The sequence below is a fragment of the Thalassotalea sp. G20_0 genome, from assembly GCF_017744175.1.
Taxonomy (GTDB): Bacteria; Pseudomonadota; Gammaproteobacteria; order Pseudomonadales; family Endozoicomonadaceae; genus Endozoicomonas.
On sequence record NZ_JAGHQV010000033.1, the window covers coordinates 1 to 24,631 of the forward strand.

A 24,631-nucleotide genomic window follows, 5' to 3' on the forward strand; every position below is an offset into this window, starting at 1 on the left:
GGTTCCTGGTATCAAGGCATCGTGGGAACTGGTCGGCGATCAGCTGGAAGGTCAGCGTTCCATTGTGGGCTATCAGCGGGAGGAATGGGCGGTTCCTGAAATTGGCGAGGTCTATAAGCTGATTACATCGGATGAAAAAATCAGCCAGTTTATCCGTATTACTGCTTTCAGGTCAGGGTACGGAAACAAACGATGATTTTACGCTACAGATCCGGGGGGATGCAGACTGATGCCTGTTACTTTTTACTCTTCAGAAGATCCGGGAGCGCCACAATTTGTTTATTCAGGGTCGAGCGGCAGCTATAAAATAGGAATGATTGAAATCCTGGATGCGATTCTTGTTAATGGCTATAGCGGCAAGACAGGTCTTGGCTGGACAAAAGTAATGACCAGTGCCGTTGCAGGGAGTGATCGCACCGTTTACAGAAACCAGTCAGCTTATGAATCGGATTGTCATTTGTTAGCCGAGAGCAGTCCAACTAATGGCGGCTGTTTTAAAATGCAGATTGCTGATGTTGTATCAACTCCTGAAGATTACTCCGGCTATAGTCAGGTGATTAATACTTATATAAGTGGCTACAAATGGATGGCTGTTGGCGATAAGCGGAGTTTTATTTTCATTGCATTCCCTTCCTCATACACAACCTTTAGCAGCAGTTTCCACCTTGTTGTGCCTTTGCCGTGAAAGAAAAATTGCCACGGAGACACAGGGGCACGGAGACAAGACAAAGTTTTACCTCTGTGTCTCCGTGCCTCCGTGGCAAATCTTTCATACCAGAGGGTGACGAACAATCGTCATGAGTATTTGTGGTTAAGACAAAATATTACCGCAGGAGTATTAAGGCACTGGCCAGGTTTCTGGCTGCCCGGATCAGGTTCTCCTCACCTTTGGCCAGGGCCTCGGAAAGTGGGACTGCACCGTGAACAATCGGGAACAACGCATCAATGCCACAGTCATAGACCGCGTCAACATCGGAACCCACAGAGCCAGCCAGAGCAATCACCGGAAGATTGAACTGTTTGGCAATCCGGGCAACCCCCACGGGTGTTTTTCCCTGTGCGGTTTGTCCATCAATCCGGCCCTCTCCGGTAATCACCAGATCAGCACCGATCAGTTTCTCTGCCAGGCCGACGGCGTCCATGACGATGTTTATACCCGGTTTCAGTTCAGCGTCCAGAAACGCCAGCAGGGCAGCACCCATGCCTCCGGCAGCGCCTGCTCCGGGCTGTTGCCCAACATCTTTACCAAGGTCCCGTTGCAGAACGCTGGCATAGTGTTTCAATGCCTGGTCCAGTTGTTCGACCATCTCAGGAGTAGCCCCTTTCTGGGGACCAAACACTGCTGAGGCACCATTGGCTCCGGTAAGCGGATTGTCCACATCGCAGGCCGCAATAAACTCGATGGTCTGGAGTCGTCTATCCATCGGGCCGGTGTCAATGCGACACAGACGTGACAGCGCTGCACCACCCCGGGGCAGATCCCGGCCATCAGCATCCAGAAGTTTTACCCCCAGTGCCTGCATCATACCTGCGCCACCGTCGTTAGTGGCACTGCCGCCAATACCGACGATGATGCGTTTAATGCCCTGGTCCAGAGCGCTGAGAATCAACTCTCCACTCCCCCGGGTGGTACTGACCATCGGGTTGCGTTGATCCCCGGGTATCAGCTCAATCCCTGAAGCCCTGGCCATTTCAATGACAGCGGTTTCACCATCACCCAGCAGGCCGAAGCAGGCCTGAACGGTCTCTCCCATTGGGCCGGTTACCGCAACATCCATCAGTGTGCCACCGGTGGCGTCCACCAGTGACTGCAGCGTACCTTCGCCACCGTCGGCAACCGGAACCTTGATACACTCTGCATCCGGCAGAACCTGCTGCAAACCGGTTGCAATGGCCTTTGCTACTTTGGCTGCGGTAAGACACTCCTTAAAGGAATCGGGTGCAATAACAATTTTCATGGTCTGTTCCCTGAGTATTGAAGAGTGCCGTAAATCAGTGTGGCGGCCCCGGAAAAGCAGCAAAAATAGTGCCTGCCTGGTCCATGACATTGACATTATACAAGGGGAGAATCATAGTCCGTTGGACGATCTGTTGAGTTACAGGCTCCGTAGAGAAGTTTCTATAGAAATAATCGGTTAAACGCAACGCCATTCAGCCTGTCTGCCTGAGGCTGTCTTCTAAATAAGGTTTTCTACCCAGATATATGGAGTGCTCCATGACAGAATTGAAACTGGACTCATTTGCCGAGGGCTTGCATGTTGCCGTCATCGGAGCCTCCGGTGCCATCGGCAAAGCCATGGTCCATTGGCTGGAGCAGTTACCAACAGTCACCAGAATTTATGCCTTATCACGCAGTGAGCCTGAGTTTGACCAGGTGAATAAAACCGTTTTTCACCCCATGGATCTTCTGGATGAAAACAGTATTGCCAGGGGTGCGGAGCAAATTTCGGAGCCGTTGGACCTGGTGTTAGTCACCACCGGTATCCTCCATGAGGGGGAGAGCCTGAAGCCGGAAAAATCCATCAAGGATTTCCAGCCCGATCACTTTGCCAGAATCTTCGCCGTCAATACCACCGGACCCGCCATGGTGGCCAAATATTTTCTTCCCAAGATGGCCAGAAACCGTAAGAATGTGTTTGCCGTGTTATCCGGCAGAGTGGGCAGCATTTCTGATAATCAATTAGGCGGCTGGTATGCCTACCGGGCATCAAAGGCAGCGCTGAATATGATTATCAAAAGTCTTGCTATCGAAATTGCCAGAAAAAACAAAGCATCGATTATTGCTGCATTGCATCCGGGCACGGTGGATAGTCATTTGTCCATGCCGTTTCAGTCTGGCGTGCCTGAGGGCAAACTCTTTTCGGCGGACTATTCGGCAGAACGGCTCCTGCATGTGATTGATCAGTTGACACCAGCGGACAGTGGTCACATGTTTGCCTGGGATGGCGAAAAGCTGCCTTTTTGATGGTGCAGAACCTAAGGAGATAAGATGGTTATTATTCACTGGTTTCGTCAGGATCTCAGGTTGTCTGATAACCCCTCTCTGTTTGAGGCGGCTGGCAATGGCCAAGTGCTTCCGGTGTTTATTCTGGACGATCACTCTGCCGGTCAATGGGCTCCCGGCAGGGCCAGCCGCTGGTGGCTGCACCACTCACTGGCAGCATTAAACGACGCCCTGAATGGCCGACTGCTGGTGCTTCAGGGCGACGCAGCAAAAGTGCTCCCGGAAGTGGCGGCGGAATATAAGGTGGATGCCGTTTATTGGAACCGCTGCTATGAACCCTGGCGGATACAGCGGGATCAGCACATCAAGAAAGCCCTGCGAAATGACGGGCTGGAAGTCAAAAGCTTCAATGGTTCCCTGCTCTGGGAACCGTGGACAGTGCTGAAAAAGGATCGTACGCCCTACCGGGTATTTACGCCTTACTATCGCAAAGGGTGCCTGGTAGCTGAACCGCCCAGGGAGCCATTGCCGGTACCGAAAAAAATCCGGTGTGTTGCTACCACCTCGAAAAGTGACATCAATGACCTTGACCTATTGCCAGCCGGAGGTTTTGTTCCCTCCCAGAATCCTGAGTCTGCCGGTGAGGCAAAACAGGTGCGCTGGGACCATAATCTCTACGCCTACTGGTGTGAGCAGGGCAGAGGGGTCGGTGAGACAGCGGCAAACAACAAACTTCAGGATTTTCTGGGCGAGGGGCTGAATGGGTATAAAGTAGGGCGTGATTTCCCTGCCAGACGCAGCATTTCACAACTGTCTGCCCATCTTCATTTTGGCGAGGTATCCCCCAATCAGGTCTGGTACGCATCGGCGGCTGCAGCAACCGACAGTAATGTGGAGACAGACCTGGACTGTTTTCACTCAGAGCTGGGCTGGCGTGAGTTTTCTTACTATCTGTTATACCACTTCCCAACACTGCCGGAGCAAAATTTTCAGCCAAAGTTTGACGGCTTTCCCTGGCAGGATGATCCCGAAAAACTCAGGCGATGGCAGAAGGGACTGACCGGCATCCCCATTGTGGATGCCGGGATGCGCGAACTCCGGCAAACCGGGTTTATGCACAACCGGGTGAGAATGATTGTCGGCTCATTTCTGGTCAAAAATCTGCTGCAGCCATGGCAGCATGGGGAAGCCTGGTTCTGGGACTGCCTGGTGGACGCTGATCTGTCCAGCAACTCGGCAAGCTGGCAATGGGTGGCAGGTTCAGGTGCGGATGCGGCACCCTATTTCCGGATTTTTAATCCGGTTACCCAGGGGCAGAAGTTTGATCCTGAAGGGGAGTATATACGTCGATATGTACCTGAGCTTTCCGGGTTACCGAATAAGTATCTGTTTGCGCCCTGGGAAGCCGACGACAATGTCCTTTACCAGTCAGGTGTTATCCTGGGGGAAAATTACCCATCGCCTGTCGTTGATTTGAAAAAGTCCCGGGCTAAAGCGTTAGAAGCATGGCAGGCCATTCGCACTCAATAAGCTTGCCTTGAATAGGAGCATCTTCATTTTGAATAGCTTCTAACTCAAATGGCTTCTAACTCGTATGAACGCGTTTGTGTCTTTCCAGATTTGCCTTTCTGATAAATCCTTTATTGCAAATCTCACATTCATACGGCCTCTCCCCTGTATGAGTGCGTTTGTGTCTTGTCAAACATCCCTTTCTGATAAATCCTTTATTGCACATCTCACATTTATGCGGCTTCTTCCCTGTATGAGTGAGTTTGTGTATGTCCAGATCACTCTTCTGGATAAAGCGTTTATCGCAATTCTTACATTCAAACGGTCTCTCCCCCGTATGAATGCATTGATGTCTTTTCAGATCAGACTGATAATAAAATCTGCTATCACAACCCTCAAACCCACATTTAAATGGCCTTTGACTCAGATGAGTGAGCTGGTGTCTTTTCAGACGATTATTCCTGGTAAATGTTTTACCGCAGCCATCGAATAAACATCGATGAGTCTTGCGCTTTTCTGATGGCAGGGCTGCTTTACTGGACTGCTGGAACTGCTGTTCATTAGTTTGTGAGTTGTGACCGTAAAACCCAGTCGGGTGATAAAATTCGACATGTTGACTTGCCTGATCTGGCCCTGAAGGCTGTTGACCCTGTCCGCCAGCAACCTGGTTTTCAGGGGTGGTTAATTTGCACATTCTCTCCCTGAGGTCATGAGCGACAGACCTTTCCTCCCCCTGCTTTGGTTTTATGCCCAAGTCAAGAGGCTGGCCTTGATGAACTCTTACCTCTCTGTGAGAGGACGTTGTGCCCGATACTGGTTGCTCAGAACTGGCTCTGGTCAATAAATATGAGGCTATAACCTCAATTTTTGCACCTGAAGCATTTAAATGTGCTGAATTCATGTGTTTATCATTTGTATGATAATCCTCCCGGGAGGCTGACCAATTTAATGTCGCCGCAGTAGGGTAGTCTATTATCGGTCAGCAACCCGGCTTTGACATATTTGTAGGTTTATGGTTCCCGTTCCCAATCGTTCATTTGATTATATTCAGATACCTGTTTATATATTAAAAATGATTGCCCTGTAATTTATTACACGTCTTAAGGCGTGTATTTAGCTGGATTAGATGATCAAAGGGGCATTTGATGAGATGTCTTCACTTGGGACATCGTACTGACAGGGAAGTTTAATGAGGTGGGTGACTTTTCTATTGCTCATGGTTTGAATTTTGCCGCCAGATTACTGGCGGCCATCTTTATAGTTACAGATTATCAACGGTGTTAAATAAGGTTCTTAATTGTGCGTCAAGTTCGTTAAAGTGACCAATGTCCGCCTTAGGAACTTTTCCACCGGGTTCTGGTACATATTTGAGATTGCAAATGTCCCTGAAGTAAGGGGCATCAAATTCAAAACGACTTTCCAGTTGATGACCGCAGAGTTGCCATTTGTCCTTGTCAGCAGATTTGGTAGCAATCAGCTGATTAATTGTATGTTGTATAAGCTTAATGGGTTTAACTGAGTCATGAAGCTTATATTTTTCAGGACGAGTAGTATGGATCAATGATTCAAGCGGTTGCTTAAATTCTTTTATAATTTTGATAAACCCAGCATTGTTTGGTTGAGAATCTGGCGGAATATAAAAGAATTTATCACTAAAACCTAAATCCAGAGTTTTGTTAACTTCCTTTAAAATGATAATAGCCTTGTCAATGTTTTTCCTTTTGATTTTTGCAGGATCAACCTCAAGATTACTGGAAATGATATTTTTGGCAATAAAGATATAGTAGGCCTTTTGTTTTAACTCTTCTAAAAGATTCAAGTAAAGGTTTAGGCAGTTTGTAAATGAGGTGTGCAAATTTTCAAACACATCATCTTCTAGCTTTTCAGTTGAAACCGTACCAGTTGAAACCGTGCGTGAGTCCAGGGTTTTGTTGGGAGCTTGACTCTGTTCGGAGTTGTCTGATCTACAGGACAGGTAATTAAAGGCAGACGAAATCGCCTTTACGACCCTGCCGAAGCAATAGCCGATCAGTTTAAACGGAGCTTTAATCGCCTCAAGCAATATATTTCCGGCGGAAGCTGCAATTTCAGAAATACTTTTCATAGCTTGTTTTCCCTAAGTTATTTTCCATTGTCGTAGACTGAAATTTCAATAAATTTCATACAATGCATCGATAGAGATGCGATAGTTATATCCTTTGGACATCGTTCTGATAAGAAAGTTCCATGCAAGTTGATTCATCAGAGATTATCAATGGTGTCAAATAAGTCGCTTAATCGCGCTTCTAGATAGATAAATTGACCGCTGTCCGCCTCTGGAGCTCTCTCATCGGGTTCTGGTACATATTTGAGAGCGCAAAGTTCCCTGATGTAAGGCTCATCGAAGGCAAATTGCTCCTTCAGTCTTTCACCACAGCGTTGCCATTTATCCTTGTCGGCACAGTTTGTTTCAGTAAGCTGATCAATTTCCTGTTGCAATAACCGAACAGGATAATGAGAGTTAAAATGTGAATATTTGTCTGGTCTGTTAGTAGGGAGTAACGATTCAAGCTGCTGCTGAAATGTGGTTAGAATATTGATAAACTCAGCATTGTTTGATGGAGAATCTGGCGGAATAACAAAGAATTTATCGCTAAAACCTAAATCCAGAGTTTTGTTTACGTTCTTTAATAGGGTAATAGCCCTGTCAATGCTGTTCCTGGTGATTTTTTCAGGATCAATATCAAGACGGCTGGAGATGACGAATCTGGCAGTATGGATCTGGTAGACCTTTTTATCCAATTCTTCCATAAGATTCAAGTAAAGCTCCAGGCAGTATTCAAATGCGGTCTTCACATTATCTGGCACTCCTTCTTCCAGCTTTTCAGTTGAAATTTTGCCGGTTGAATCAGTGCCAGTTAAATCAGTATTAGTTGCAACCGTTCGTGAGCTGAGGGTTTTGCTGGCAGCCTGACTCTGTTCAGCATTGACTGATCTACCGGACAGGTAATTAATGACCGACGAAGTGACCTGTACGAGCTTGCCGAAACAACGGCCGATGAGTTTAAACGGAGCTTTAATTGCTTCGATAAACCTGGCACCGGCGGAAGCAGCTATGTCGGAAATACTATTCACAGGTTGTTTTCCCTTGGCTATTTTTCATCTGGTTAGATACATAAGTGGGTATCTGATGCAATAACTATCTATATAGCTTCATATTTTTGAATCAGGGAACTTTTGGATAACTTTTCGACTCATAATATAAGATAAATAACTAAAATAATTAACAAGTAAGGATAAACTGATGCCTCCATGCTTAAAATTACACTTAACCTTAAACATATCGCTTCCTGCAACCTCTGGCTTGTACTATGAAATGAATCAAACCGATTTCACGGGTTATTTCCCGGGACTCGGCAAAACCTGCGCTGGCCGCATTGATAATAAACTGCCAGTTATGGGTAAGCCTCCCTCTTGCGATTATTCAGGGGGTGTTAAACTTGCTGATCGAACAACGGCTGAAAACAGTAACATGACCTCCCGGCTCAAAAATGTGTTACTGCAGACAAGTCGAGGAAAAGAAACGCTCAGTAATAAAGTGCTGCTGGAAAGGATATTGCTTGCAGAAGATCCCTGCTCAGAAACTCAACTCAAAACAAGTCTTGGTTTCTTTAAGCAGTACAAGCAAGATCGATTGGTAAAAAAAGCAGTGAATGATTTCTTCAAAAATTCAACCCATTTTTCGCCTGTTGACTTAGTTTGCGATGCACTGCCACAAGCCGAACAGTTGCTGGATGCGTTTGTCCAAACGCAATCTACTCAAAGGCTGTACAGAAAAGCCGTTGCGAATAACCTGGTGAACCTTGAAAGTATTTTGAGAAAGGCGGGTGTGGATATCAATCATCAAAGCCTTAAAAGTGGTAACACACCAATAATGGCCGCAGCCCGGGCAAAACACTGGGAAATGGTTAGTTTATTGCTCGATAAAAAAACCTGCGTGGATACACACAACAAATCTGATTATCATTTATTGGAAATAATTTTTTGCGCCAGGGATAAGAAAAAGATTACCGATCAGCAGCAATATGAACTTACTTTAAAAGTGCTTCAGCGTCAGCCTGATGCCAGGATTAAGGTTGCACAAGGCAAGGAGGAAATGCTACTTGCCCTTTATGCCTTTAAATATGCAATCTCGGAAAAGAATTGGCCATTATGTGATGCTTTACTGGAACAAAACGAATGTCTGGTCACCGAATTACAACAAGAACCGATAAGATCCAAGATTATCATGGATGTAGTGACGGGCTATTATGATCGGCCAATAACAACGAAGTATCTGGCTAATTTGAAAAATAGTAAAGGGCAGCCATTGTTAAATCTCAACTGTAAGACAGCTCGTGGCGAAACGCTCCTGATGCTGGCATTAAAAAAAGGCAAAACCCAAACCGTGAGATCCCTTCTTAAGACCCCGGGTGCTTTGCAAAATATTAATGATACCGTCTATTTTCAATCAAAAAATCCTAATAGGTGGTCAGCATATACTTATGCTCATTACTACAGTAACTACTATCAAAACGGCTTTCTCCTCGATGAGCTAGAGCGTCTTGGAGCATTGCCGAGACGTGCCGGTTTTTTGAAAAAAAGACCATCAGATAATAACCATGGTCATTCCAACAGTTTCGGTGTCCTTGTCCTTGATGATGGTGATTGTGATGGCGGCGGCGGTGGCAGCTGTGATGGCGGTGGCGGTGGCGATGGAGGTTGTTAGTTTTTTTTCGAAAAACTGTGATGATACTCAGGTTATTTTGGACTGGTGATTTAGACCGTGAGTCATAAAAGCTAAGGTGCCATATCTCTTACGGAGAGAGACCTGACGCCTGATTTCATTTGGTTAACTACTCAGGCTGGTATCACCCGCGCCTACTAATTCAGACAACTCCAGGCCTGTATCAGGGTTTGCGGTGGAAAAACGCTGACTTATGGTTTCTTTGATCCGGGTAAGCGGGTAGATGGCCAACGCTTTACCTTTTAACCCTTGCCAGTAGCCCTGGTACCACTGGTACAGGGCATAAAGGGTCACACCACCGGCAATCATCCCCCCGGCCACAATGCCTCCGGTCAGGGCTGTTGGAAATTCAACGTCAACTTCCTCGCTGTTATTATGAAGGGCTGAAGCCGTGCTGTTGACGGTCCCGTTACCGGCCGCAGCAGATAATGACGGCCCATTTTGCCGGGAGGGTATTACGGTTGACGACAAGTGTTTAATGGTGCATGGTATCCGGTCACTGGTGGCTACAGTAACGATGTCGGCTCTGTCGGTTGCGGGGCAACTGGCATTATCGCAGGCAAGATTTACCGTGGTGCTGATACCATCAGCAAAACTGGTTAACTCAGTATTGCAGGCAAATGTGCCGGACAAGCAGCGATCAGGATCAACAGCTGCTATGCCGGCGCGATACCCTTTGATGGTACTGCCGCAGTCCCTGGTATCGCTGATCCTGGCAAAGTTATCCTGGCGACCGGCAGCAACACCGACCGCCGCACTTCCTGTATAACTGTTCGTGTTTTTTTTCCAGGCGAATAGTTCACAGTCAACGGCGGTTGTTCGGTGGACTGTGGTGTTAGCATTGTTAAACGCCACAACAATTGCAACGGAGCTGTTGTACGTTTCAGCAGCGATTTTCGTTCCTATGGCAGTTGTGTTATGAATGCTACAGCCTTCGGCAACAGCCGCAGCAACGGCCGCATGGCCTCCCGAACCTCCTCGAATGCTGCTGGACAACTCCAGATCAGAGTCGATGTCCAGGGTATCTTTGATAATACTATTGTGACAATCTGCGGTAACGATACCAACATGATGTGCCGGTAAGTAAGTTTTAGCGGTTGTCAGCTGCAGGTGGTTGTAGCTGGTGTTAGTATTCAGAATTGTGCAATGACGGGCATCAGCAACCACCATTGCGATGCGTCCATCAATTACTTTGGAATGATATTGAATTTTGTTTTGATTGTGGGCCTGCGTATCTTCAATACGGGCAAAATCGGCCCTGCCGGCAACACCACCGATATTGGCCGCCCAAATGCCCTCAGAGCTTTCAATTCGGTTATGAATCAACGTTGAGTTTTTAACGACCACATTGTTATGTTCGTTACCAACCATTTTCCCTGCGATCAGGCCGATGTTGATATTGGTCTCGGCCCGGGACCTCTTCAAGATAAGCCTGCCGCTGCCAAATCCTGAGAGGTCTACCTTGCAGTTTTTAACCTGGTTGCTGTCGATGGTGGCTCTATCCAGTGCTTGCCCGGCCAGCATGCCGACGTCAATACCACTGCCCTGAATAGCAATTTTGACGTTATTGATCTGGTTGTCCTTGAGTACGGCGCTGTCGTTCATCTTGCCCGCCAGCATCCCCAGCTGTCTATGTTGTTTTACATCGGGTTGTTCAGCTGTGACATTGATCTTTGAATTTTCTACGACGATGTTTTCCTGCCTTGAGCCCCCTGACATAGTACAGGCAACCAGTGCTGCACTGCCTGTGTCGTTAGCCCCGGGCAGCCCTGCACGGTCAATATGGCCATTAGTAATTGCGAGATTGCGGACTGTTCCATTACCTTCCAGGCTGTTAAACAGGCAGCCCTTGAGGTTGCTGATGGTATTGCCGTTACCGTTGTACTCACCGGTGAAGTGCGGGATAGGCGAGTGGTTGCCAGCATCAATATCAGTGGTCTGTGTGTAGTTACCACTGGCTGGATAACAGGAGTCCTTTCCGACTTTGGCCAGGACTGCGGCTCCATCAACAGGAATCGGTTCGCCCCTGCAGCCCGGTGGGGCGGTTGAGGCTGCCATGGTGGGTGCTGAACTTGTGTCAGGACTGCTGGCCCGCGTTGTTGGTTTGTTACTGCCGGAGGCTTTACCAGTGGTGTTGGCTGTGGCCGAACCATGAGTGCTGGCAGGATTGCTGCCCTCTGATGAAGCCCCGCCACAACCGGGCAGGCTGGCCAGCGCCATACAGGCCATGACGAGTTGATTAATGGTATTCAGATAGCTATTGGCCGGTATGGTTTTCTGGACCAGGCGGAAAGCCAGCTCTCTGGGTTGAATATTCAGTTGTATCCATGGGGTATCCGGCTGATCAGGCCCTTGATGGGGGTCAAAGCCCGGGTGGATGGATTTAGCTATCGACTTACTGACATTCCAGTAGCGTGACCAGCCAGAAGCCTGCTCCGGGCCGGGGTTGCTATCAGTGCCAGCCGGATCAGACGTTGGCGTCATGGTTATACAGGAAGTAAGTATAGGGGGCATTGCATGTATTCCCGGTTGACAAGATTCTGATTACAAATGTAGATAAAAATAAGAATGATTAATTTTATTTTTGCAGTTCCGGGATTGTGATAGTTCTTGCTGCCGATGTTCCGGAACTGCTAAAGAGCTGAAACGAGAAATCAGTGAAACAATTTCGTTCTTTGGCGGCAGGAGGCATGAAAGCTGTTGAAGAACTAGTTCACGGTTTCAATGCAATTGATGGATTTATTTATTAACCTCCAAACTCCGTTCGTCTTGAGCGGAGTCGAAAGGCGTAAACTCCATGCACTGAATACTGTGCCAATCACCGTGCATCCTGAGCGGAGCCGAAGGACGCTCAGGATGAACGGGGATAATAGACATCAAACTCATTGAAATGATGTATTAATGTACTATTTAGACGGTTTATTGTTTTAACAGATATTTGTTGGAAACCACTTTAAAAGAGATTCTTTCCTCCGGGTCGTTGCCGTCGAATACATAGACCAGACCTTCTCGTTTTTTCTGATTGTTTATCTTTGATTTTCCGTCAGCATCCACCAATACCTCATCAACAGTTGCAGCCAGCTCCTTGCTATTGGAAACAACAGGGCAGGTGGGTAAACCTATTTCCTGGCATATTTTTTCCATTTCATCCTTTTTTATATATGACTGTTTGTCAATATCATAGATATTAAACACAAAAAGCTGGTGTTCCTTGAGTTCGTATGGATTAGCTTCTATTTTGGGACCAACGACTTCAGCCTGTATCGCTATATTTTTTCCCAGGCTCCTGAGTTTTGATTCAATGTCATTCTTACTTGCTACCTTACCTAGTGGGTGATCTCTATCTGTTTTCAGTTCGTAGTTCTTTGAGCAAATACCGAAATCGTTATTTCTCAAATAAAATGTTGAACTTGTTCCGTTCAGTTTCTCTGAGACATAGAAATTTTTATCTTTGAGGGAATGAAAAACAGATGGCAGGTTTTGTATTCTTTTTTCATCGGTCTTTGGAATAAAAAAGGGAAAGTAACCTTTGATAAAGTCACGGTCCGATAAGCTTCCCGGCCGTTCATATTTTTTAATATTGAGATTTGCGGTTACATCATCCCCCAGATTAACAGTTACATCATTTCCTAATGTTGAAAGCGGCAGCACCAGGCCTTGTGACAGCTGACCAAGGAATTTCATGGTTTTCAGGCGAAAACCTTTACTGCCATCAGGCAAGACTATATGGGAGGTTTTCTTGAGAAACTCGAACTCCTTCCTGTCCGGCAAGACGCTATCAATTTCGCAAAAAATAACCGGTTGGCCCGGTTTAAATTCTGATTTCTCAACAACTACTTTCCAGCCATCGACCGTAGCAACTTCAATCTTATCGGCATTTTTAATAGGCTGTATGTCTGAAATGGTTCTAATGGTTGCTAACTGTCTTTCTTTATCAGGGATGCCCGTATTGGCCGATAGCTGGGGAGCGTCAGACTGACTTGCCGCAATCGATCGATCAATAATAGACGTTGACTCTTTTGGAGTGTCTGGTGCAAAACCCGGGGGCTCCGTGTTGACCGGTGGCAATTGTGGTAAAAATTCACCTTTCTGACCAGAATCAACTACGGTCTTGCCAGAAAAAGTCGAATTGTTTGCAGAAGCACTGCTATCAATATTCGATTGCACGGAATTACTGCCGGGAACAGCAAAGTTTGCAGCACCTCTGGTGAGGCTATCGGAGGGCAAGGACACTGGATAATACTCCTGATAATTAATTGATCGGGTTTTCTGACATAATTTGACCATTTGTTTTAATAAAAGTTTCCTTTCCATGCCGTTGGGATCAATTTCCGAAAGCCTTCTGGTTAATTTGTAATGCCGGTGCTTTGCCACATTGATCCAGAAATTCAGCCCAGATGGTGGTGTGGTGCCTAATGCTCTGTTCCAGCTGATACCAGGGGCTGTGAATGTTTGACGCTTGCGTGATCAGGCTGAGATAGCGTTGAATGTCATCCCGGGGTGCAGCTGGCAAGAGGGAGAGCAGACGCTTGAAGTCATTCCGGATAATGATTCCTTCCTGGTCAACCCTGGCAAGATAGGGCTGAATCTTTTCCCGATAAAACAGTCTAAAGACATTGTGAAGCCTTTCTGCTTCCGCCGGGTCAGCAGCAGGGCAAACAGGCCCTTTTTCCAGACGAAGCAGCAGTATATTGGCAGCATGGTTTAGCGTCTGACTTAACAGGGTGGCTGAGTAAATGAGTTCTCCCAGGTACCGGCTGGCGGCAACCTGTTGCAAGTGACGTTCCAGATCAGTGGAGGTGTAGGGGGGGGCAAGTAATTGATCGGGCAGTAATCGGGTGAGGTAGTTAAGTGCTTCGCGGGTTCCCTGAAAATTCGCCTGATCGTCAATGGCGAGCAACCTGCCCTGACTGTGCAACTGTTTGCTGAATTCGGTATTGGCAAATACCAGATTCCACTCAATGGCTGGAAACGTTGCCTGTTTTTCGCTGAGTATCTCTTGAAGTTTGGCAATGACTTCCCGGTTTTCATCGGTTTGTCGTAAAGAGCCGATGCATTGGGGAATCAATGATAACAGGGTTTTCTCATAGAAATAGTGTTGCGAGGGGAGCATCTGCTTGCCCAGGCTGCTGTTTCTGTAGGCCACAGACTGGCTGAGGGCAGGGCATTTGAGCAAATCCAGTGCTTCCAGTGCTTTTATACGGAGATCTGGTGCCGGGTAAGCACGTTGTCTTAATGGGGGCAGTGTGGGTATAGCGATCTCTGGTTCAGGGATATCGATACCGGTAACCCGGCTGAGTCGATGGGTGTATTCCTCAAGAAAATACTCAGGCGAGGTGTGGTCTGAGCATCCGGATAGCATCAGGGCAAAGACAAATAACAGGGTTGGAAACCGGTCTACCGTTATCTTGATCACTGGACCCTCAGGCAGGGATGCTGTTTTTGAGGCTTTCATGTTGGTATAACATAGCCAGTTTATTATTTTTAGCTTTTTTTAAGGTTCAGCGCTGGCTGTTAATGACAACAATTTTATGAAACATCGTGTATGAAAATAGTGGCTGATGAAAATATTCCCTTGCTGATGGAGTGCTTTGGGGCGATGGGGGAGGTGGTTGCTCTGCCTGGCCGGAACATTTCACCGGAGGATGTGCAGGATGCGGATGCTTTGCTGGTACGGTCGGTGACTAAAGTAAGTCGGCAACTGGTGGAAAACAGTTCACTGAAGTTCGTCGGCACTGCCACAGCAGGTTTTGATCATATCGATCGGGAGTATCTGGTCAGTCGGGGAATTGCTTTCAGTCATGCGCCGGGTTGCAATGCCACGGCAGTGGTTGAATACGTTCTGGCTGCTTTGGATATTCTGGCAGAGCGTGACGGTTTTGAACTGCATGATCGAACAGTCGGTATTATTGGCAAGGGGCAGGTGGGTGGTCGTCTGTATCAGACGATGGAGCGGCTTGGGGTAGAAGTGTGTGCCTGCGATCCCTGGCTGGCATTGGCAGAAGGCAACAGTGGTCGTTATGTCAGTGTTGATAAACTGATTGCATGTTCGGATGTCATTTGTCTGCATACCCCACTGATAATGGATGGCCCTTATCCAACCCATTATCTGATCGGTGAGCAGCAGCTCAAGGCAATGACACCGGGAACGGTGTTAATTAACGCTGGGCGGGGGCCTGTGATTGATAATGTCGCTTTAAAGCAGTGTCTGGGCGAGCGTGACGATCTGACAGTTGTGTTGGATGTCTGGGAGCATGAACCCGATGCCGACCCGGAGCTGATGGCTCGGGTCGATATTGCTACCCCACATATTGCCGGATACAGCCTGGATGGAAAGATTCGCGGTACGGAAATGATTTACAAGGCACTGTGCCAGCACTTTGGGTTTCCTGCCAGGGTTCGTCTGCCTGCGATTACGCCACTGCCGGTACTGAAACAGATGAAGTTCAGTGAGGGAATGACTTTTTCGACCACCTGTTCCAGGGCGATCCGTTCTGTTTACGACATTCGTCGTGATGATGCGGCGATGCGCAAAGGGCTGATAAGGGCTGAGGAGTCTCAACGTAAGCTGACGTTTGATTTGCTGCGTAAGGATTACCCGGAACGTCGGGAGTTCAGTACACTGCGAGTGGAGTTGAAAGACTGTGCAGCAGAATTAGTGCATATCTTTCAGGCATTGCAGTTCAAGATTGGTGATGAGCTCTGAATGGAGTTCATTCTGCCCTACTGACTTCAGCACTAAATATTCAGAAAGTCCTGCCAGCAAACCAGAAGGGTTTTAAAGTCATCCAACCCACAGTGGCTGATGGATTCATGGTCGTAATAGTCCAGGTCTTCCATCTCTTCACAGTCCATTTCGGTATCCAGCAGGGCGGCCCGAACTTCGGCGTGATCCCGGGTCAGATGAAGGCGATAGTCTGTGCCATCATCAAAATATTCCCAGCGCTGTCCTTTCTCCAGACTTTCAACCACCAGTAACAGGTGCTCCAGCTGTTGCCTGTTACTGCCCAGCTCATCGGTCAGCCAGATGCCCATTGCTTCATGGTCCATGGAGAACTGAGCTTCGGGACGACCGGAAAAGTTGCGCTGGAAATGATAGTCCATAGTTGTGTGATATCAGAGAAACCAATAAAAGCGGGAAAGCTATTTTAGAAGGCTGCGCAGGTTTGCCAATAAGTAGTTCAATCAAAGTTAATCAATATAATCTATATTTGTGACATGTTTTCATAATGACTTGCTATTGCTGCCCGGGCCTGGCCGGAAGTCCTAGGTTTCGGGTGATATCGGTCCTGGCATCCTGAAGAGCAAAAACAACCTTTCCCTGGTCACTGTGATATTTCCCCCATATATCCGCCAACTGTTGTGCTGCTTCAGTATTCCCGAGCAGAACGTGGTATGTGGTTCCAGCTTCAATCAACTCGATCAGATCCCGTGGGGAAATCGCCTGCAATGTACTACCTTCCCCGAATTTCCCGTACCGAGAGAGATGGGCTTCTACTTCGGCCAAATTTACTGTCACCTCTTCTGTAAGCCCGTTAACCGCGTCGGGTGCCAGATGCTGCAAGGCTCTGGCAAAAGCGACCGGATACCGGTCATCGCCTTTAAAGTGAAGCTGATACCATTTCGGCATACTGTCAATGAGTATTTTCTGTTTTTTGCAGGCAGTCCTAAGCTTCATGCGTACCTTGCCACACACACTGTCAAAGTCTTCGAGCACTCTTTTGCATGGCTTGCCGGGGGTAGCCGTAACTTTCCTGTCGATTATGTTCTTTACGGAAGAATCAGAGCGATAGCCCTCATCTTCAGACACCTGACTCGTGTAACGAACGAATTCAGTCGGCTTTGGAGACTCCCGCTCTTTATCAACACTATTATCACCCTGGTGCACTAATGGTTTTGGGCCAATACCCGGGGCCGAATTGGCCATGTCAACACTCCCTGTATTTTTTGCCAGCAAGCTTGCACAACACCGTATCAATCAGGTTTTGATCGACCTGAATTCCCTGAAACTTTAAAAGCCTGCCGGACAGATTCCTATGGGCCAGGTCAACTGGCAAGCGGGTGTGAGTACTGAAGCGTTCTTTTGCAGTAATGCCTCAAACCGGTGTGATGCACCAGAATTATTCCCTGAATGTCGTTCACCTGCGTTTTTGGTCTTATTTTGGTGCATGGATTATCGATGACCGGAAACCTGAGAGCATTTTGCCACCGGCAACAGGCTACCGGTCCGGCAAATCCTGTTGTGACAGCACTTTGCGTGTTTTGGCATATCCCCTGCATGTGGGGAGGAAGAATTTGGTTCATCAAAAGGGGAATTAGCCGAAATGAGCGGGAAACAAACCCTGGTAGTGGTCGGTAATGGCATGGTCGGCCATAGCTTTATGGAAAAGCTGGTGGCTGCTGGTGGATTAGAGCAATACCAGGTGGTTGTTTTTGGTGAAGAGCCCCGCCCTGCATACGACCGTGTTCATCTGTCCGAATTTTTCAGTGGTCGAAGTGCAGAAGACCTGTCCATGGTGCCTGAAGGTTTTTATCAGAAAAACGGCATTGACTTGATTCTGGATGAAGCGGTTATTGCCATTAACCGTGATACCCGGGAATTAACCACCAATAAAGAGAGAAGTATTCATTACCACAAGCTGGTGCTGGCTACCGGTTCTTATCCTTTTGTGCCGCCGGTACCGGGACATGAGCGGGATAACTGTTTTGTCTATCGCACCATTGAGGATTTGCAGGCCATTGCCAAAGCGGCTGGCAGCAGCAAGGTTGGCACCGTGGTTGGTGGCGGGCTGTTGGGGCTGGAAGCCGCCAAAGCGTTAAAGGATCTTGGCCTTGAAACCCATGTTGTTGAGTTTGCGCCCCGGTTGATGGCGGTCCAGGTGGATGATGGCGGTGGTGCCATGCTGCGACAGAAAATTGAAGCGTTGGGTGTGCAAATCCATACCGGCAAGAATACACGGCTGATTACGGATGGTGAGGGGGCTGTCCACCAAATGCAGTTTGCTGATGGTGAGGTTTTAAACACCGATATTGTGCTGTTCTCGGCAGGTATTCGCCCTCGGGATGAACTGGCAAAACAGGCCGGGCTGGTGATGGGTGAACGAGGGGGGATCGTTATCAATAATGACTGTCTGACCTCGGATGAGTCGATTTACGCCATCGGTGAGTGTGCGTTGTGGGATAACCGGATTTTTGGCCTGGTCGCTCCCGGTTACCAAATGGCCCAGGTGGCCGTTGATCATATAACCGGTAAAGGCAGCAGCCAGTTTGCCGGCGCAGATATGAGTACCAAGCTCAAATTGATGGGGGTGGATGTTGCCAGTATTGGTGATGCCCATGGCAATACGAAAGGCTCGCTCAGCTATCAGTTTATCGATGAGGAAAAACAGGTTTATAAAAAACTGGTGGTTTCCAAAACCAAAAAGCGGGTCTTGGGCGCGGTGCTGGTGGGTGATGCAGACGACTATGGCACGTTATTGCAAATGATGTTGAATGGCATTGTGCCACCGGCCAATCCGGCTGAGTTGATTTTACCTCAAAGCGATGGCAGTGCCAGTGCCGGACTGGGTGTTGCGGCACTGCCGGAGACTGCCCAGATCTGTTCCTGCTTCAATGTCAGTAAAGGCGATCTGGTCGGTGCAGTGGCCGCAGGTTGTCAGGATATTGCCAGCCTCAAAGGGTCAACCAATGCCGGAACCGGCTGCGGTGGTTGTGCGCAATTGGTAAAGCAGGTGCTCGACCATGAATTGACGCAGCTGGGTGTCGAAGTCAAAAAAGATATTTGTGAACACTTTCCCCATTCAAGACAGGAGTTGTATCACCTGGTCAGAGTGGGTGAGTTGACAACGTTCTCTCAGGTGATCGAAAAGCATGGTCGTGGAATGGGCTGTGATATCTGCAAACCAACCATTGGTTCCATACTGGCTTCCTGCTGGAACGATTACATTCTGAAGAGTGACCATGCTCCGCTGCAGGACACCAATGATTATTTCCTGGGGAATATCCAGAAAGACGGCACTTACTCCATTGTTCCACGGGTGCCCGGTGGTGAAATTACCCCTCAGAAGCTGATTGTTATTGGCGAGGTGGCCAGAGACTTTAATCTTTACACCAAAATCACCGGCGGGCAGAGAATTGATCTGTTTGGTGCCCGGGTGAATGAGTTGCCCGCTATCTGGCAGCGGCTGGTGGACGCCGGGTTTGAAACCGGACATGCCTATGGAAAATCCCTGAGAACGGTTAAATCCTGTGTCGGCAGTACCTGGTGTCGTTATGGTGTTCTGGACAGTACCAGTATGGCCATTGCCATTGAGCACCGTTATCGCGGGGTGCGTTCACCCCATAAAGTCAAAATGGCCGTTTCGGGATGCACCCGGGAATGCGCTGAAGCCCAGAGTAAGGATGTGGGCGTTATTGCCACCGAGAAAGGCTGGAATCTTTATGTCGGCGGTAATGGCGGTATGAAACCCAGGCATGCTGACCTGTTTGCCACCGAACTCGATGATGAAACCCTGGTGAAATATATTGACCGTTTCATGATGTTTTATATTCGCACCGCTGACCGGCTCCAGAGAACCTCGGTCTGGCTGGATAATCTGGAAGGCGGTCTGGATTATCTCAAGTCAGTGATCATGGATGACAGCCTTGGCATTAATCAGGCATTGGAAGATGAAATGACCCATCTGGTGGGCACCTATCAGTGTGAGTGGAAAACGACACTGGAGAGCCCTGAAAAACTCAAGCGTTTCAGCCATTTTATCAACAGTGACCAGCCAGACAGCAATGTTGTTTTTGTCGATGAAAGGCATCAGATACGACCAGCAACAAAGCAGGAAAAAATACAGCTGAAGGAGGTTATCTAATGAGCCAGTGGACGACGATCTGCCAGGATGAACAACTTTCTGCAAACCTTGGCATCTGCGCCCTGGTGGGTGCTTATCAGGTGGCGGTATTCCGGGTAAAGGATCAGGTGTTTGCCCTGGATAACTTTGATCCATTCAGTGGTGTCAATGTGATCTCCCGGGGCATTGTCGGGGATCTACGAGGGCATCTTGTTGTGGCGTCGCCTATTTACAAACAGCACTTTGATTTAACCACCGGACAATGTCTGGAAGATGATACCGTCAGCCTCAATGTATTCCCGGTGCGAGTCCATGAAGGTGCCATACAGGTGCAGCCTGCACCGCTGGTAAGACCAGTTGCTGAGCAGGTTGCCTGATGAGCCATTATCAACAGCCGGATGGTCGGCAAAAACTGGTGGTTATTGGCAATGGCATGGGCTCGGTCCGCTTTCTTGAACATCTATTTAACGGTGGTCAGTGCCCTTTTCATGTGACCGTACTTTCGGAAGAGGGCTGCCCGGGGTATAACCGGATTCAGCTGTCCAAATTGTTGGCGGGCAGTGTCGATCTGGATGGGATTCAGCTGAAAAGTGCCGCCTGGTATCAGCAGCTGGGTATCGAGCTACTGATGGGCGAGAACTACAAAGCTGTCCGGATTGATCGGTCATTAAAGCGGGTAGTCACCCACGGTGGTGATACGTTTGACTATGACCGTCTTGTTCTTGCCACTGGTTCTTTGCCCAATCAGATTCCGGTGCCAGGGGCGGACCTTCAGGGGGTTCTGGCCTTTCGCAGTCTGGCCGATGTCAATCTGATGCTGGAAGCGGGTCAGGGTCAGGCCGTGGTGATTGGCGGTGGTTTGCTGGGGCTGGAGTGTGGCAGTGGTCTGGCCAAACGGGGTATGTCGGTGACCATCGTCGATAATATGCCCATTCCCATGGCCCGTCAGCTGGATCAACATGCCGGTGGGCTTTTGCGCAAGGAACTTGAGGGCAGAGGCATTGCTTTTCGCAGCAGTGCCACGTTGCAATCTTACCAGGGCGTTGATGGTCGGGTTTGTGGTGTGCAGATTGACGGGGAATATCTACCCGCATCGCTGGTGGTGGTGACTGCCGGTGTCCGGCCTAACATACAACTGATGCAGGAGGCGGGCCTGAAATGCGACCGTGGGGTTCTGGTCAATGAACGGCTGCAGACCTCTGATCCGGATATCTTTACCGTGGGTGAATGTGCGCAGATGCAACTGACTGGCGGGCAGGAAACGCAGTCATTGTTGTTTGGTCTGGTTGCTCCGGTGTATCGGCATGCGGAAATTGTTGCTGCATCGTTGCTGGGGGACCATGGTCAAACGTTTACGCCAGTCCCCATTCCCACCAATTTGAAAGTTGATGGTATCAACCTGTTTTCCAGTGGTGAGTTCATTCCGTCTGACTCTGATCAAGTGATGACACTGGATGCTTCAGACGCTGGAATCTATCGCAAACTGGTACTTCAGAATAATCGCATCAAAGGTGTGCTCCTGTATGGTGATGTAACTGATGGCCTTTGGTACCAGGAGTTGATGGAGTCAGGCACTGATATCTCATCCATCCGGCAACAACTTATTTTCGGGCAGCGTTTTCTGGCTGCATGACGGTTCTGATTCAGGCAAACATCATGGCAGTAAATCAATTGGCAAAGGCTATCAATACAACATGTGCCTACTGTGGTGTGGGTTGCGGTATTTCCGCCAGGGTGGTTGATCCTGAGCTGCACCTGGTGGAGATTACCGGGCGGGAAGATCATCCTGCCAATTATGGTCGGCTCTGTTCCAAGGGCAGCGCCCTCGGGGAAACGGTATCACTGGACGGGCGTCTTCTTTACCCAAAAGTTCATGGTCATCAGGTAGTCTGGTCTGAAGCCCTGGATCAAGTGGCCGCACGGCTCCAGGAAACCATTGAACAGTATGGGCCGGACTCTGTGGCTATTTATGGGTCGGGTCAGCTGCTGACAGAAGACTACTATGTCGCCAATAAACTGATGAAAGGGTTTATCGGCAGTGCCAATATGGACACCAATTCGCGGCTCTGCATGGCTTCCACCGTGGCTGGCCAGAAGCGTGCGTTTGGTTCGGATACCGTACCGAATACTTATCAGGATTTGGAGCTGGCTAATCTGCTGGTGCTGGTGGGCTCCAATACGGCCTGGTGTCACCCGGTGTTATTTCAGCGTATCCGGGCGATGAAAGAGCAGCGGCCGGACATGAAAGTGGTGGTGATTGACCCGAGACGCACAGAAACCTGTGATATTGCTGATCTGCATCTGGCGATAAAACCGGGGGCGGATGTATTGCTGTTTAATGGTCTGCTTACCTGGCTTGCCGATCAGGGTGCTTTGGATCAGGACTATATTGATCAACACTGTCAGGGCTTCGATCAGGCGCTGGAAGCGGCCAGAGCCAGTGTTGGTGATATACAACAGCTGGCGGATGCCTGTAGTGTAGAGCAAAACGAACTTATCCAGTTTTATCACTGGTTTTGTACCACCGATAAAACTGTGACGGCCTGGTCGCAAGGGGTAAACCAGTCAGCAGCCGGGACGGATAAAGTGAATGCCATGATCAACTGTCATCTGGCTACCGGCCGTATCGGCCGTCCCGGTAGTGGTCCATTGTCACTGACCGGGCAGCCCAATGCCATGGGTGGCAGGGAAGTGGGTGGGCTGGCCAATCAGCTGGCTGCGCACATGGAGTTTACGCCTGATGATATCGCCAGAGTCGGGCGTTTCTGGCAGGCAGCCAATATGGCGCAGTCTCCGGGCAAGACGGCGGTTGACCTGTTCAAGTCAATGGATCGGGGTGAAATACGTTTTGTCTGGATTATGGGGACTAACCCGGTTGTCAGTTTGCCGGACAGTAATCGGGTGATAAAGGCTCTGAAAAAGTGTCCGACAGTGGTCGTTTCAGACTGCATCGAACACACGGATACGGCTGAATTTGCCGATATTTTGTTGCCAGCAGCACCCTGGAGTGAAAAGGATGGCACGGTAACCAACTCTGAGCGGCGAATTTCCAGACAGCGCGCGTTATTTCCCACGGCCGGAGAAGCCAGGCCGGACTGGTGGATGATCAGTGAAGTGGCAGGCCGTCTGGGGTTTGCCGAGGCGTTTAACTATTCCGGCAGTGCCGATATTTTCCGTGAGCATGCGGCACTGTCAGGCTATGAAAATAACCGGGAAGGAAAAGTCCGGGATTTTACCATTGCCCCCCTGGCCAATATCACTGACTCAGAATATGACGCTTTGGAACCGTTTCAATGGCCATTCTCAGCGGTTCAGGGTGATGGTTCCGGGGCGCTGTCTGATACGCAGCCAGTAATATCAACAACAGCAAGCAAGGCACGATTTTTTAAGGATGGCGGTTTCTTCACCGGGAATGGTCGGGCCAATTTTATTGCCACTGATGTTCTGCGCCCCCTGAATGCTCCCGGAAAGTCTTATCCACTGTTGCTGAATACCGGACGGGTGCGTGATCACTGGCATACGATGACCCGATCCGGGCTTTCAGCCCGGTTGAATCAGCATACCGATGAGCCGTTTCTGGCCATACATCCGAAAGATGCTGAAAATTACCAGTTGCGTGATCAGGCGTTATGTCAGATTTCATCGGAATTTGGCAAAGCGGCGGTGCGAGTGCAGGTTTCTGAAGCTCAACGGCCTGGTGAAGTGTTTATGCCCATGCACTGGACACGCCAGCACAGTGAGACGGGCTTTTCCGGGGTGCTGGTGAATCCGGTGCTTGATCCTGTGTCCAAACAGCCGGACCTGAAGTATACGCCGGTGGCTGTTGAACCTTACCACACTGAGCAGTATGGCGTGCTTATCACTCGGGAGAGAGTAGCTTTTGGCGACATTGGTTATATGACTGAGGTCCGTATTGAAAATGGCTATCGCTATGAAATGGCGGGTAGCAACCTGGACCAGTTATCACTGTTCTCAGGGCTCAAGGGCTATCAAAAGGTTGAATTTACCGACAATACCGTTGGTGAGCGTCGGATGGCCTGGTTCAGTGATGCTCAGCTTCAGGCTATTTGGGTATCAAGTCAGGCGATATCTTCCTGTGATCGGCAGTGGTTACAGTCTTGGTTTTGTCAGGCGGCCTCAATTGAGGAAGCCTGGTGGGTTCTGTCCGGCAAGCCTCCCCGGGGAGAAGATGCCGGCAGGCAGGTTTGTGCCTGCTTTGGAGTTGGTGAGAAGACCATCTGCCGGGCCATTGCTGAACATGGGTTGACCGATCCTGTGCAAGTGGGAAGTCATTTGCAGGCGGGAACGAACTGTGGGTCCTGTATTCCTGAAATCAGAGGGTTAATCAAGAGAGGTTGATAATAGCCTTTTCCACTTGTTTTACATCCGGCAAAATCCCTGGGCACCCCTGGTATTGCCGTACCGGTTATTACAGTCGACTGAGCCAGTATCCTCACGTCGCGTATTAGCCTTGGAATTCCGGACATAGGTGCAACAACAAAACAGGTAACAGGGCATGGAACTAAAAGACCTTTGGTTAGTCTCATAGCAATAAGGATAATCCGCAACAGG

At 48.8% G+C, this 24,631-nt stretch carries 18 protein-coding genes; 10 read left to right on the plus strand and 8 right to left on the minus strand.

Annotation, left to right across the window (positions count from 1 at the left end; translation table 11 throughout):
• Together J7438_RS17700 and J7438_RS17705 are read left to right on the plus strand one after the other, a co-directional pair.
• On the plus strand, positions 1-196 hold a 196-nt coding region (locus tag J7438_RS17700; protein WP_209277600.1), incomplete at its 5' end, for a hypothetical protein.
• Between the two features lie 33 nt (positions 197-229).
• The gene (locus J7438_RS17705; protein WP_209277601.1) at positions 230-685 is read left to right on the plus strand and encodes a hypothetical protein; all 456 of its coding nucleotides are present in this window, start codon (positions 230-232) and stop codon (positions 683-685) included.
• Positions 686-824: 139 nt separating this feature from the next.
• On the opposite strand, the gene J7438_RS17710 is transcribed toward J7438_RS17705, so the two are convergent.
• Positions 825-1,958, minus strand: coding sequence for a glycerate kinase (locus tag J7438_RS17710; RefSeq protein ID WP_209277602.1), 1,134 nt, complete (start codon positions 1,956-1,958; stop codon positions 825-827).
• Between the two features lie 257 nt (positions 1,959-2,215).
• Here J7438_RS17710 and J7438_RS17720 point away from each other — a divergent pair, with 257 nt between their 5' ends.
• Together J7438_RS17720 and J7438_RS17725 are read left to right on the plus strand one after the other, a co-directional pair.
• On the plus strand, positions 2,216-2,965 hold the full coding sequence (locus tag J7438_RS17720; RefSeq protein WP_209277603.1) for an SDR family NAD(P)-dependent oxidoreductase: 750 nt from the start codon (positions 2,216-2,218) through the stop codon (positions 2,963-2,965).
• A gap of 24 nt (positions 2,966-2,989) precedes the next feature.
• Positions 2,990-4,474: a cryptochrome/photolyase family protein gene (locus J7438_RS17725; RefSeq protein WP_209277604.1), complete on the plus strand. Its 1,485-nt coding sequence runs from the start codon at positions 2,990-2,992 to the stop codon at positions 4,472-4,474.
• Positions 4,475-5,714: 1,240 nt separating this feature from the next.
• On the opposite strand, the gene J7438_RS17735 is transcribed toward J7438_RS17725, so the two are convergent.
• Positions 5,715-6,557, minus strand: coding sequence for a hypothetical protein (locus tag J7438_RS17735; protein WP_209277606.1), 843 nt, complete (start codon positions 6,555-6,557; stop codon positions 5,715-5,717).
• 137 nt (positions 6,558-6,694) lie between these two features.
• The gene (locus J7438_RS17740) at positions 6,695-7,567 is read right to left on the minus strand and encodes a hypothetical protein (RefSeq protein ID WP_209277607.1); all 873 of its coding nucleotides are present in this window, start codon (positions 7,565-7,567) and stop codon (positions 6,695-6,697) included.
• Between the two features lie 241 nt (positions 7,568-7,808).
• Between J7438_RS17740 and J7438_RS17745 the strand changes: the two genes are divergently transcribed.
• On the plus strand, positions 7,809-9,200 hold the full coding sequence (locus J7438_RS17745; protein WP_209277608.1) for an ankyrin repeat domain-containing protein: 1,392 nt from the start codon (positions 7,809-7,811) through the stop codon (positions 9,198-9,200).
• A 123-nt stretch (positions 9,201-9,323) separates the two neighbouring features.
• Here the strand turns inward: J7438_RS17745 and J7438_RS17750 are convergent, their stop codons facing one another.
• From J7438_RS17750 to J7438_RS17760, 3 genes are all read right to left on the minus strand, one after another.
• Positions 9,324-11,732: a M26 family metallopeptidase gene (locus J7438_RS17750; RefSeq protein WP_209277609.1), complete on the minus strand. Its 2,409-nt coding sequence runs from the start codon at positions 11,730-11,732 to the stop codon at positions 9,324-9,326.
• A 405-nt stretch (positions 11,733-12,137) separates the two neighbouring features.
• Complete coding sequence (locus J7438_RS17755) at positions 12,138-13,592, minus strand: RNA ligase (ATP) (protein ID WP_209277610.1); 1,455 nt, start codon at positions 13,590-13,592, stop codon at positions 12,138-12,140.
• Complete coding sequence (locus J7438_RS17760; RefSeq protein ID WP_209277611.1) at positions 13,543-14,634, minus strand: DUF3080 family protein; 1,092 nt, start codon at positions 14,632-14,634, stop codon at positions 13,543-13,545. The genes J7438_RS17755 and J7438_RS17760 overlap by 50 nt, the downstream gene beginning before the upstream one ends.
• 129 nt (positions 14,635-14,763) lie before the next feature.
• On the opposite strand from J7438_RS17760, the gene pdxB reads away from it, so the two are divergent.
• Complete coding sequence (gene pdxB / locus J7438_RS17765; protein ID WP_209277612.1) at positions 14,764-15,924, plus strand: 4-phosphoerythronate dehydrogenase PdxB; 1,161 nt, start codon at positions 14,764-14,766, stop codon at positions 15,922-15,924.
• 32 nt (positions 15,925-15,956) lie between these two features.
• Here the strand turns inward: pdxB and J7438_RS17770 are convergent, their stop codons facing one another.
• Positions 15,957-16,322: a YacL family protein gene (locus J7438_RS17770; RefSeq protein WP_101746855.1), complete on the minus strand. Its 366-nt coding sequence runs from the start codon at positions 16,320-16,322 to the stop codon at positions 15,957-15,959.
• A gap of 133 nt (positions 16,323-16,455) precedes the next feature.
• Entirely contained in the window at positions 16,456-17,145 is a 690-nt protein-coding gene (locus J7438_RS17775; RefSeq protein WP_209277613.1) for a hypothetical protein, read from the minus strand.
• Positions 17,146-17,542: 397 nt separating this feature from the next.
• On the opposite strand from J7438_RS17775, the gene nirB reads away from it, so the two are divergent.
• From nirB to J7438_RS17795, 4 genes are read left to right on the plus strand one after another with little or no spacing between them, the layout of a single operon-like run.
• Entirely contained in the window at positions 17,543-20,080 is a 2,538-nt protein-coding gene (gene nirB, locus J7438_RS17780; protein WP_209277614.1) for a nitrite reductase large subunit NirB, read from the plus strand.
• Complete coding sequence (nirD, locus tag J7438_RS17785; RefSeq protein WP_101746857.1) at positions 20,080-20,436, plus strand: nitrite reductase small subunit NirD; 357 nt, start codon at positions 20,080-20,082, stop codon at positions 20,434-20,436. Before nirB ends, nirD begins: the two co-directional genes overlap by 1 nt.
• On the plus strand, positions 20,436-21,692 hold the full coding sequence (locus J7438_RS17790; RefSeq protein ID WP_209277615.1) for an NAD(P)/FAD-dependent oxidoreductase: 1,257 nt from the start codon (positions 20,436-20,438) through the stop codon (positions 21,690-21,692). Before nirD ends, J7438_RS17790 begins: the two co-directional genes overlap by 1 nt.
• Positions 21,693-21,715: 23 nt before the next feature.
• Positions 21,716-24,418 carry a nitrate reductase gene (locus tag J7438_RS17795; protein WP_209277616.1) on the plus strand — a complete coding sequence of 901 codons (2,703 nt, stop codon included), beginning with the start codon at positions 21,716-21,718 and terminating at the stop codon, positions 24,416-24,418.
• Positions 24,419-24,631 lie beyond the last annotated feature (213 nt).